We start from the raw sequence: 12,062 nt of genomic DNA, 5'->3' as shown, positions 1-12,062 counted from the left end.
GCTGTGGCATCCCCGACCATCCGTGTGCTCGTCGCCGACGACCAGGCCATCGTGCGCGACGGGCTCGTCACCGTGCTCGAGCTGCTCCCCGACGTCGAGGTGGTCGGTGAGGCGGCGGACGGGCTCGAGGCCGTCCGGCTCGCCGGCGAGCTCGCGCCCGACGTCGTGCTCATGGACCTGCGGATGCCCGGCCTCGACGGCGCCGCCGCGACTGAGCGTGTCCTCGCCGCGAGCTCGACGGTCGCGGTGCTCGTGCTCACGACCTACGCCGACGACGCGTCGATCGTCTCTGCGCTCAAGGCCGGTGCGCGCGGCTATCTGACGAAGGACGCCGGCCGGGCGGAGCTCGCCGCCGCCGTGCGTGCCGTCGCCAGCGGCCAGACGACGCTCGCGCCCGAGGTCGGCGCCAAGCTCATCGGCAGCTTCACCGGCGGTGGGGCGATCTCGCCGCCTGAGGAATCCGGGGAAGCTGCCCGTCTTGACGGCCCGGCGCTGCTCGCCCGGTTCCCCACGCTGACCGCGCGCGAGGCCGAGGTGCTCGGCGAGATCGCGCGCGGCCGCAGCAACCCTGAGATCGCGCAGCAGTTCTTCGTGAGCGTCGCGACGGTGAAGACGCACGTGAACTCGCTGTTCGCGAAGCTCGGCGTGCAGTCGCGCGCGCAGGCGATTGCGCTGGCGGTGGGATCGAGATCCGCGGATGCCTGAGCGGTGCGTTCGCGCCGCGAAGCGCGGCGCAGGGAGGGCGCGGATGCCTGAGCGGGTGCGCTCGCGCCGCGAAGCGCGGCGCAGGGAGGGCGCGGATGCCTGAGCGGGTGCGCTCGCGCCGCGAAGCGCGGCGCAGGAAAGGACTGCATGACTGAGCTGCGGCCGTATCGGCCCGAGGATCGCGCCGACGTCTATCGCGTCTGCCTGCTCACGGGCGACTCGGGTGTCGACGCCACGGGGAAGTTCAGCGACGACACGCTCCTGCCCGACATCTATGCAGGTCCGTACCTCGAGCTCGAGCCGGAGCTCGCCACCGTCGTCGACGTCGGCGGCCGTGTCGCGGGGTACCTGCTCGCCGCGGCCGACACCCTGAGCTTCGTCGAGCGATACCGCAGCGCGTGGCTACCGGGCTTCGCGGCGAGGCATCCCCTGCCCCCGCTTCTCGAATCCGCCGAGGACCGGCTCGTCGACCTCGGCCACCACCCCGAGCGGATGATCAAGTCCGATCAAGACCGCTACCCCACGCATCTGCACATCGACCTGCTGCCCGAGCTGCAGCGTCAGGGCCTGGGGCGCGCGCTGATGCGGCGGCTGCTCGACCAGCTGCGCGAGCGGGGGATTCCCGGCGTGCAGCTCGGCGTCGGACCCGACAACGTCGCGGCGCAGACCTTCTATGCGCGCCTCGGCTTCCACCGCCTGCCGGGTTCGCCCGACAATCCCTACGCACTCGCCCTGGAGTCGGACGCCGAGCTCTAAACAGCGGTGCGATGCACGTTCGAGAGCTCGCGAACGGACATTTCGCACCGCCCGATTCCGGCGGGCATGCTTGAGGGGTGAGCCTCGACCTGCCGTTCCTCGACGCCGCCACCACCGAGCTGTTCGCCAGCCGCATCGAGCGGGGCCTCGCGCCCGGGTCGGTTGTCGCGCTGTTCGACGGCAGCGGCGAGCTGCACTTCAGCCGCGGTTTCGGCCTCGACCGCGTCGACGAGGGCGGCACCACCCCCGACGCCGACACCGCGTTCCGCATCGCGAGCTGCACGAAGAGCTTCACCGCGGCGGCCACCCTGCTGCTGCGCGACCGCGGCGCGCTCGTGCTCGACCAGCCGATCACCGACTTCGTGCCCGAGTTCCACTTCAGCGACGGCAGCCCCGAGGTTCCCACCCTGCGGCAGCTGCTCTCGATGTCGGGCGGCTTGTCGACCGATGACCCGTGGGCCGACCGGCAGGAGCCGCTCACCGACGACGAGTTCCGGGCGGTGCTGCGGGCGGGCACGCCGCGGGACAGCACCCCCGGCACGACCTTCCGCTATTCGAACCTCGGCTACGCGCTGCTCGGTCAGGCGATCGCGGCGGCCTCGGGCACCTCTTACATCGAGTTCGTGACCCGCGAGCTGCTCGAGCCGCTCGGGCTCACCGCGACCGGATTCAGGGCAGAGGGCCGCCCGGGGCGCACGGCGGTCGGCCACCGGCGCGATGCGAGCGGCACCTGGCGCGCGCTGCCGTTCTCGGGCCCCGGCGCCTTCTCGCCGATCGGAGGCATCGTCACGACCGCCCGCGACCTCGCGCGCTGGGCCGCGTTCCTCGCCGGCGGGCTGACCGATTCGCCGCAGGCCGGCCCGCTCAGCCCGGCGAGCCGCCGCGAGCTGCAGCAGGTGCACCGCACGATCCCGTCTGACCGCGTCGGCGTCGAAGAGAACGGCTACGGCTTCGGGCTCATGGTCGAGAAGGGCCGCTCGATCGGCCACACCGTGGGCCATTCGGGCGGCTACCCCGGCTTCAGCGCCCACCTGCGCTGGAACGTTCAGGCCGGTTTCGGCGTCGTCGGCTTCGAGAACGCCACGTACGCCGGGGTGAGCACTCCCGTGACCGCGCTGGTCGACCGCGTGATCGAGCACCTCGGCGCGGGCGCCCAGGACGCAAAGCCGTGGGCCGAGACCGTCACGCTGGCGCGGGCGGCAGATCGCCTGATCGACGCATGGGCCGCGGATGCTTCGACGGAGCTCAGCACAGGTGCTTCGAGCGACGGCCTCGAGTCAGAGATCCTCTCGCCCAACGTCGCCCTCGATGTGCCGATCGCCGAGCGCCGCGCGGCGGTGCGCGGGCTGGGGCTCGTCGCGGCCGGCGAGGAGCCGCGGCTCGAGGCATCCGCATCGCCTGCGGTCGCCACGTGGCTGCGCGAGTCGACGAGCGGGCCGGTGCGCGTGCGCATCTCGCTCGCCCCGATCGTGCCTGCGCGCATCCAGACCCTGACGATCTGCCCCGAGAAATCGGCGGAATAACGCGGAATCTCGCGGACTTATACCCCTTGAAGCATTTCGAGTCAAGAATCGGGTGGACACGGCGACGCGCCGCACCATATACTTGACCTTTGCGCTCCCTCTAACGTCATGCCTTCATATTGCGGTCGGCAGCAGGGTCTTCGGGCGGTCTCACCATACATCGTGGGCCACGTCAGATAGAGACCCTGAAACGCGGGAGTCCCTCGTCCAGACCGTCAGTAACTTGAGGCCCAATTCGCGATGGGCCTTCGGAGGTTATTTCCTTGGCTGCTGCTCGCAACGCATCGACCACCAACCCTAAGAACGGACGAGACCACTCTCGTCTTTCGTTCGCCAAGATCACCGACACCCTGACCGTTCCTGACCTGCTGGCTCTCCAGACCGAGAGCTTCGACTGGCTGGTCGGCAACGACGCGTGGAAGGCCCGTGTGGCCGAAGGCCTCGCGCAGGGTCGTCAGGATCTGCCCACCCGCACCGGCCTCGAGGAGATCTTCGAAGAGATCTCGCCGATCGAGGACCTGGGCGAGACCATGCAGCTCTCGTTCACGAACCCGTTCCTCGAGGAGCGCAAGTACTCGATCGACGAGTGCAAGGAGAAGGGCAAGACTTACTCGGCTCCGCTCTACGTCGAGGCCGAGTTCATGAACCACCAGACCGGTGAGATCAAGACCCAGACGGTCTTCATGGGCGACTTCCCGCTCATGACCGACAAGGGCACCTTCATCATCAACGGCACCGAGCGCGTCGTCGTGTCGCAGCTCGTGCGTTCGCCCGGCGTCTACTTCGAGCGCACGCCCGAGAAGACCTCCGACAAGGACATCTACAGCGCCCGCGTCATCCCGAGCCGCGGTGCGTGGCTCGAGTTCGAGATCGACAAGCGCGACCAGGTCGGCGTCCGCATCGACCGCAAGCGCAAGCAGTCGGTCACCGTGTTCCTCAAGGCCCTCGGCATGACCTCGGAGGAGATCCTCGAGGAGTTCAAGGGCTTCGAGTCGATCGCCGCCACCCTCGAGAAGGACGCCATCCTCACGAAGGAAGAAGCGCTCAAGGACATCTACCGGAAGCTCCGTCCGGGCGAGCAGGTCGCCGCTGAGGCCGCCCGCGCGCTGCTCGACAACTTCTACTTCAACCCGAAGCGCTACGACCTCGCCAAGGTCGGCCGTTACAAGATCAACCGCAAGCTCGGCCTCGACAAGCCGCTCACCGACTCGGTGCTGACCGTCGAAGACGTCGTGCGCACGATCAAGTACCTGGTGTCGCTGCACTCGGGCGAGACCGAGATGCCCGGCGTTCGCGACGGCAAGCCCGTCACGATCCGCCTCGATGTCGACGACATCGACCACTTCGGCAACCGTCGCATCCGCGCCGTCGGCGAGCTGATCCAGAACCAGGTCCGCACCGGTCTGTCGCGCATGGAGCGCGTCGTCCGCGAGCGCATGACCACGCAGGACATCGAGGCGATCACGCCGCAGACCCTGATCAACGTGCGCCCCGTCGTGGCCGCGATCAAGGAGTTCTTCGGCACCTCGCAGCTGTCGCAGTTCATGGACCAGAACAACCCGCTCGCGGGCCTGACCCACAAGCGCCGCCTGTCGGCGCTCGGCCCCGGTGGTCTGTCGCGTGAGCGCGCCGGCGTCGAGGTGCGCGACGTGCACCCCTCGCACTACGGCCGCATGTGCCCGATCGAGACGCCTGAAGGCCCGAACATCGGTCTGATCGGCTCGCTGGCGTCGTTCGCCCGCATCAACTCGTTCGGCTTCATCGAGACGCCGTACCGCAAGGTCGTCAACGGCAAGGTCACCGACCAGATCGATTACCTGACGGCTGCGGAAGAGGACGACTTCATCATCGCCCAGGCCAACGCGCCCCTGAAGGCCGACGGCCACTTCGCCGAAGAGCGCGTGCTCGCACGTGAAAAGGGTGGCGAGGTCGACCTGATCCCCGCCGACCAGATCGGCTACATGGACGTCTCGCCGCGCCAGATGGTGTCGGTTGCGACCTCGCTGATCCCGTTCCTCGAGCACGACGCCGCGAACCGCGCCCTGATGGGTGCGAACATGCAGCGCCAGGCCGTTCCGCTGCTGCGCTCCGAGAGCCCGGTGGTCGGAACCGGTATGGAGGGCTTCGCCGCGATCGACGCCGGTGACGTGGTCACCGCCGAGAAGCCGGGTGTCGTCACCGAGGTGTCGGCCGACGTGGTCACCGTGCAGCTCGACGAGGGCGGCACGCAGGACTACTACCTGCGCAAGTTCGACCGCTCGAACCAGGGCACCAGCTACAACCACCGCGTGATCGTGAACGCGGGCGACCGCGTCGAGGCCGGCGAGGTCATCGCCGACGGCCCCGCGACCGAGAACGGCGAGCTCGCGCTCGGCAAGAACCTGCTCGTCGCGTTCATGCCGTGGGAGGGCTACAACTACGAGGACGCGATCATCCTCAGCCAGAACCTCGTGAAGGACGACACCCTCTCCTCGATTCACATCGAGGAGTACGAGGTGGATGCCCGCGACACGAAGCTCGGCAAGGAGGAGATCACCCGCGATCTGCCCAACGTCAGCCAGGAGCTGCTGGCCGACCTCGACGAGCGCGGCATCGTCCGCATCGGTGCAGAGGTCCGCCCCGGCGACATCCTGGTCGGCAAGGTCACGCCGAAGGGCGAGACCGAGCTGTCGGCTGAGGAGCGCCTGCTGCGCGCCATCTTCAACGAGAAGAGCCGCGAGGTGCGCGACACGTCGCTCAAGGTTCCCCACGGTGAAGAGGGCACCATCATCGGCGTCAAGGTGTTCGACGCGCAGGACGGCGACGACGAGCTCGGCTCGGGCGTCAACCAGCGTGTGGTCGTCTACATCGCCCAGAAGCGCAAGATCACCGCGGGTGACAAGCTCGCCGGCCGCCACGGCAACAAGGGCGTCATCTCGACGATCCTGCCCGTCGAGGACATGCCGTTCCTCGCGGACGGCACGCCGGTCGACGTGGTGCTCAACCCGCTCGGCATCCCCGGTCGCATGAACTTCGGCCAGGTGCTCGAGACCCACCTCGGGTGGGTCGCGAAGACCGGCTGGAAGATCGAGGGCGACCCCGAGTGGGCGAAGAACCTGCCTGCGGAGGCGCGTGAGGTCGCACCGAACACCAAGCTCGCGACGCCGGTGTTCGACGGTGCGTCCGAAGAGGAGATCTCCGGTCTGCTCGACTCGACGCTGCCCACCCGTGACGGCGAACGCCTGATCGGCTCCTCCGGCAAGACCGTGCTGTTCGACGGCCGCTCCGGCGAGCCGTTCCCGGACCCGGTGTCGGTCGGCTACATGTACATCCTGAAGCTGCACCACCTGGTCGACGACAAGATCCACGCCCGCTCGACCGGCCCGTACTCGATGATCACGCAGCAGCCGCTGGGTGGTAAGGCGCAGTTCGGTGGCCAGCGCTTCGGTGAGATGGAGGTGTGGGCGCTCGAGGCATACGGCGCGGCCTACGCCCTGCAGGAGCTGCTCACGATCAAGTCCGACGACATCCTCGGCCGCGTCAAGGTGTACGAGGCGATCGTCAAGGGCGAGAACATCCAGGAGCCCGGCATCCCCGAGTCCTTCAAGGTCCTCATCAAGGAGATGCAGTCGCTCTGCCTGAACGTCGAGGTGCTGTCGGCAGACGGCACGGCGGTCAGCCTCCGCGACACCGACGACGAGGCCTTCCGCGCTGCGGAAGAGCTCGGCATCAACATCTCCGCCCGCTTCGAGTCCTCTTCGATCGAAGAGATCTGAAGCCAGGCCGATAACAGAGAACTTTTCTAGTAGGAGAGAAATTGCTCGACGCAACTACCTTTGACGAGCTTCGCATCGGTCTGGCCACCGCAGAGGACATCCGCAAGTGGTCGTACGGTGAGGTCAAGAAGCCCGAGACCATCAACTACCGCACCCTCAAGCCCGAGAAGGACGGTCTGTTCGGTGAGCAGATCTTCGGCCCTTCCCGCGACTGGGAGTGTGCCTGTGGCAAGTACAAGCGCGTCCGCTTCAAGGGCATCGTCTGTGAGCGCTGCGGTGTTGAGGTCACCAAGTCGTCCGTGCGCCGCGAGCGCATGGGCCACATCGAGCTGGCCGCCCCGGTCACGCACATCTGGTACTTCAAGGGCGTGCCCAGCCGCCTCGGCTACCTGCTCGACATGGCGCCGAAGGACCTCGAGAAGGTCATCTACTTCGCGGCATACATGGTCATCTACGTCGACGAGGAAGGCCGTCACGCCGACCTTCCCGGTCTCGAGAACGAGCTCCGTCTCGAGCTGAAGACGCTGGGCGACCAGCGCGACGCGGCCGTGGCCGACCGCCTCAGCCGCCTCGAGGCCGACCTCGCCGCCCTTGAGGCGGAGGGGGCCAAGGCCGACCAGAAGAAGAAGGTCAAGGACGGCGCGGAGAAGGAGATGGCGCAGCTGCGCAAGTCCTTCGACGAGGACATCGCCCGTCTCGAGCGCGTGTGGGAGTCGTTCCGCACCCTCAAGGTCGGCGACCTCAAGCCCGAGGACGCCGACTTCAACGAGCTCGTCGACCGCTACGGCCTGTACTTCGAGGCGCACATGGGCGCCGAGTCGATCAAGCGCCGTCTGCAGGACTTCGACCTGGAGGCCGAGGCCGAGACGCTGCGCGAGCAGATCGCCACGGGCAAGGGCCAGAAGAAGATCCGCGCGATCAAGCGCCTGCGTGTCGTCAACTCGTTCCTCGCGACCGGCAACTCGCCGGCCGCGATGGTGCTCGACGTCGTGCCGGTCATCCCGCCGGAGCTTCGCCCGATGGTCCAGCTCGATGGTGGCCGCTTCGCGACCTCCGACCTGAACGACCTGTACCGCCGCGTGATCAACCGCAACAACCGCCTGCGTCGTCTGCTCGACCTCGGTGCCCCCGAGATCATCGTGAACAACGAGAAGCGGATGCTGCAGGAGGCCGTCGACGCGCTGTTCGACAACGGCCGCCGCGGTCGCCCCGTCACCGGCACCGGCAACCGCGCCCTCAAGTCCTTGAGCGACATGCTGAAGGGTAAGCAGGGTCGCTTCCGCCAGAACCTGCTCGGAAAGCGCGTCGACTACTCGGGCCGTTCGGTCATCATCGTCGGCCCGACGCTGAAGCTGCACCAGTGCGGTCTGCCCAAGCAGATGGCTCTCGAGCTGTTCAAGCCGTTCGTGATCAAGCGCCTGATCGACCTGGGCCACGCCCAGAACATCAAGGCGGCCAAGCGCATGGTCGAGCGCTCGCGCCCGCAGGTGTGGGACGTGCTCGAGGAGATCATCCGCGAGCGCCCCGTGCTGCTGAACCGTGCGCCCACGCTGCACCGTCTCGGCATCCAGGCCTTCGAGCCGCTGCTCGTCGAGGGCAAGGCGATCCAGCTGCACCCGCTCGTCTGCGCCGCGTTCAACGCGGACTTCGACGGTGACCAGATGGCCGTCCACCTGCCGCTGTCGGTCGAGGCCCAGGCCGAGGCCCGCATCCTGATGCTCGCCTCGAACAACATCCTCAAGCCGTCCGACGGCCGCCCGGTCACCCTGCCCGCGCAGGACATGATCATCGGTCTGCACCACCTGACCACGGTCAAGGAAGGTGCGCTCGGCGAGGGCCGCGCGTTCTCGTCGGTGGCCGAGGCGATCCTCGCCAAGGACCAGGGCACGCTCGACCTCAACGCCAAGGTGAAGATCCGCCTCGCGGACCTCTACCTCGACGAGGACTCGGCTCCGGAGGGCTTCGTGCAGGGCTCGTCGGCGATCGTGGAGACCACGCTCGGCCGCGCGCTCTTCAACGAGGCGCTTCCGGCGGACTACCCGTACGTCGAGGCCGTCGCCGACAAGGGCCGCATCTCGCAGCTGGTCAACGACCTCGCTGAGCGGTACCCCAAGGTCGAGGTCGCGGCGACGCTGGACCGCGTCAAGGACGCCGGCTTCTACTGGGCGACCCGCTCGGGTGTCACGGTCGCCATGTCCGACGTGAGCACTCCTCCCCAGAAGAAGGAGATCATCGCCAAGTACGAGAAGCAGGCCGCGAAGGTCCAGAGCGAGTACGACCGCGGTCTCACCACCGACAACGAGCGCCGTCTCGAGCTCGTCAACATCTGGACCAAGGCGACCGAAGAGGTCGCTGCGGCGATGCGCGAGAACTTCGAGAAGGACAACACCATCTTCCGCATGGTGAGCTCCGGCGCCCGTGGTAACTGGCTGCAGATCCGTAACATCGCGGGCCTGCTGGGCCTGGTGACGAACCCGAAGGGTGAGACCATCGCCCGCCCGATCCTCTCGAGCTACCGCGAGGGTCTGACCGTTGCCGAGTACTTCATCAACACCCACGGTGCCCGCAAGGGTCTGTCCGACACCGCGCTGCGTACCGCCGACTCGGGTTACCTGACCCGTCGTCTGGTGGACGTCTCGCAGGACGTCATCATCCGTGAGGACGACTGCGGTACGAACAAGGGTCTGGACCTCGCCATCGCCGCGAACAACGCCGAGGGCGTGCTGACGCGCGACCCGAACGTCGAGAACTCGGTGTTCGGCCGCACGCTGGCCGTCGACGCGGTCGCGGCTGACGGCACCGTCGTTGCCGAGGCCGGCTCCGACGTGGGCGACGTGCTCATCGACAAGCTCGTCGAGGCCGGTGTCGAGCGCATCAAGGTGCGCTCGGTCCTGACCTGCGAGTCGTCGGTCGGTGTCTGCGCGAAGTGCTACGGCCGCTCGCTCGCGACCGGAAAGCTCGTCGACATCGGCGAGGCCGTCGGCATCATCGCGGCCCAGTCGATCGGTGAGCCCGGCACGCAGCTCACGATGCGTACCTTCCACCAGGGTGGTACCACCGGTGCTGACGACATCACGCAGGGTCTGCCGCGCGTCCAGGAGCTCTTCGAGGCCCGCACCCCCAAGGGCGCGTCGCCGATCGCCGAGGCACCTGGTGTCATCAAGATCGAAGAGACCGAGAAGAGCCGCAAGGTCATCCTCACGCCCGACAACGGCGACGAGGAGCACGTCTACCCGGTCCTGAAGCGCTCGACCCTCCGCGTCGAAGACGGCCAGCACGTCGAGCTCGGCGAGCAGCTGATCATCGGCTCGGTCGACCCGAAGGAGGTGCTGCGCGTCATGGGCGTCCGTGCCGTGCAGGAGCACCTCGTCGGCGGCGTCCAGGGCGTCTACCGCTCGCAGGGTGTGCCGATCCACGACAAGCACATCGAGGTCATCGTTCGCCAGATGCTGCGCAAGGTCACCGTCGTCGAGCACGGCGAGACCGAGCTGCTGCCCGGTGAGCTGGTCGACCGCTCGCGCTTCGTCGAGGTCAACCGCGCCGCTGTGGCCGAGGGCAAGAAGCCCGCGGCCGCCCGCCAGGAGGTCATGGGTATCACCAAGGCCTCGCTCGCGACCGAGTCGTGGCTGTCGGCGGCCTCCTTCCAGGAGACCACCCGTGTGCTCACGCAGGCCGCGATGGAGGGCAAGAGCGACCCGCTGATCGGCCTCAAGGAGAACGTGATCATCGGAAAGCTGATCCCGGCGGGTACCGGCCTCGGCCGCTACCGCAACGTGACCGTCGACGCGACGGAGGAGGCGAAGGCGGAGCGCTACCCGAACCGCATCTTCTCCGACGACTCCGTCTTCGACGAGAACTCGCTGTCCTTCGTGGACTTCGACTCGTTCTCGAGCGACGACTACACGCCCGGCACCTACAACTAGTAGGCAGCGCCACAGGAAGGGCCCCGCTTCGGCGGGGCCCTTTCCCGTATCCCGACTCACGACTCCGCGCGACTTGCGACTCCGCGCCACATAGGCTGGCGGCGTGAGCACCACCATCGAGCAGGCCGTCCGCGCGCTGCTCGACGAGCGGCTCGCGCTCGGCGGGTTCTCGGCGGCGGCCGTGGCGGTGGCCGTCGACGGCGAGACCGTTCTCGAGCTCGAAGTCGGCGTGAAGGCATCCGTCGACGAGAACGGCGAGCGCATCGATCCGGATGCCTGCGCGCCGGTCACCCGCGACACGATGTTCGATCTGGCATCGATCACGAAGCTCGCCAGCGCCCACACGATCCTCTCGCTCGTACAGGCCGGTGTGCTCGACCTCGACGAGCCCATCACCGCGAAGCTACCCTCCTACCGCAGCGACGCGAAGCAGCGGGTCACGCTGCGGCATCTGCTGACGCACACGAGCGGGTTGCCGGCCAGCTGGCACGGATGGGAGCAGCCGCTGCTGCAGCACCTCGAGTCGCGCCCCGCGGACGCGCCGCCGCTCGCGGCCACCCCGTTCGACGACCGCGAGGCGCTGCTGGCAGACCTGCTCGCGACGCCTCTCGTGGCGGCCCCCGGTGAGCATTTCCGCTACTCCGACGCCGGCTACAACACGATGATGGCCCTCGCCGAGGCGGTCACGGGCGAGCCGTGGGAGAGCCTCGTCACTGGGCGCACGCTGCGACCGCTGGGGCTCGACGGCGCCCTCTCGTTCGGGGCGCCGGCGCAGGCATCCGTCGCCACCGAATACGACACGCGCTTCGGCCGCGGCCTGATGCGCGGCGCCGTGCACGACGAGACGGCGTGGGTGCTCGGCGGCCGGGGCGCGAGTGCCGGGCTGTTCGGCACCGCGGGTGGGCTGCTGGCGCTCGGCGAGGCGCTGCGCACGGGCCGCGGCGAGATTCTGGGCGAGTGGATGTGGGAGCCCCAGCTCGGCCGCATGCTGGGCCCGGGCCGAGAGCGCGACACCCCCTCCGGCTACGACCACAGCCTCGGGCCGCGCATCGGCCAGCTCAACATGATGGGGCGCAGCGGCTGGAACGTGCGCGGGCACACCGGCTTCACGGGCACCTCGGTGCAGACGGACCGTGAGAAGGGCATCAGCATCGCGCTGCTGACGAATCGCGTCCATCCGACCCGCCACGGCGCAGGCATCTCCGGCCTGCGCGGCACCCTCGCCGATGCGGTCTACGTGGCGACGGGTCGTGCCGACGCCGAGGCGATGACGCGCCCACTGCCGCCCGAGCTGTGGTGACGTGAGGCACCCGTACGAAGCTGTCACCCGTTCGGGGGAGGGCGGGGCGTTAGCGCATCAACCCTCGGTTATCGTTGTTGCACGTGCCTGAGAGGAGGGG

General features: G+C 68.2%; 6 protein-coding genes. All 6 read left to right on the top strand.

Annotated features, from left to right (window positions below; all coding sequences use genetic code 11):
• Positions 1-3 precede the first annotated feature (3 nt).
• Positions 4-705, top strand: a complete 702-nt coding sequence (locus tag ABD736_RS08345; protein ID WP_344791283.1) for a response regulator transcription factor — start codon at positions 4-6, stop codon at positions 703-705.
• Positions 706-852: 147 nt separating this feature from the next.
• On the top strand, positions 853-1,461 hold the full coding sequence (locus ABD736_RS08340; RefSeq protein ID WP_344791281.1) for a GNAT family N-acetyltransferase: 609 nt from the start codon (positions 853-855) through the stop codon (positions 1,459-1,461).
• A 77-nt stretch (positions 1,462-1,538) separates the two neighbouring features.
• The gene (locus ABD736_RS08335) at positions 1,539-2,984 is read left to right on the top strand and encodes a serine hydrolase domain-containing protein (RefSeq protein ID WP_344791280.1); all 1,446 of its coding nucleotides are present in this window, start codon (positions 1,539-1,541) and stop codon (positions 2,982-2,984) included.
• Between the two features lie 263 nt (positions 2,985-3,247).
• Positions 3,248-6,739 carry a DNA-directed RNA polymerase subunit beta gene (gene rpoB, locus ABD736_RS08330; RefSeq protein WP_344791279.1) on the top strand — a complete coding sequence of 1,164 codons (3,492 nt, stop codon included), beginning with the start codon at positions 3,248-3,250 and terminating at the stop codon, positions 6,737-6,739.
• 41 nt (positions 6,740-6,780) lie between these two features.
• Positions 6,781-10,662, top strand: coding sequence for a DNA-directed RNA polymerase subunit beta' (locus ABD736_RS08325; RefSeq protein ID WP_344791278.1), 3,882 nt, complete (start codon positions 6,781-6,783; stop codon positions 10,660-10,662).
• Between the two features lie 103 nt (positions 10,663-10,765).
• Positions 10,766-11,962 carry a serine hydrolase domain-containing protein gene (locus ABD736_RS08320; RefSeq protein WP_344791277.1) on the top strand — a complete coding sequence of 399 codons (1,197 nt, stop codon included), beginning with the start codon at positions 10,766-10,768 and terminating at the stop codon, positions 11,960-11,962.
• Positions 11,963-12,062: the final 100 nt, after the last annotated feature.

The sequence above is a fragment of the Gryllotalpicola daejeonensis genome, assembly GCF_039538145.1.
Taxonomy (GTDB): Bacteria; Actinomycetota; Actinomycetes; order Actinomycetales; family Microbacteriaceae; genus Gryllotalpicola; species Gryllotalpicola daejeonensis.
This window is presented reverse-complemented; position numbering and strand designations above follow the sequence as displayed.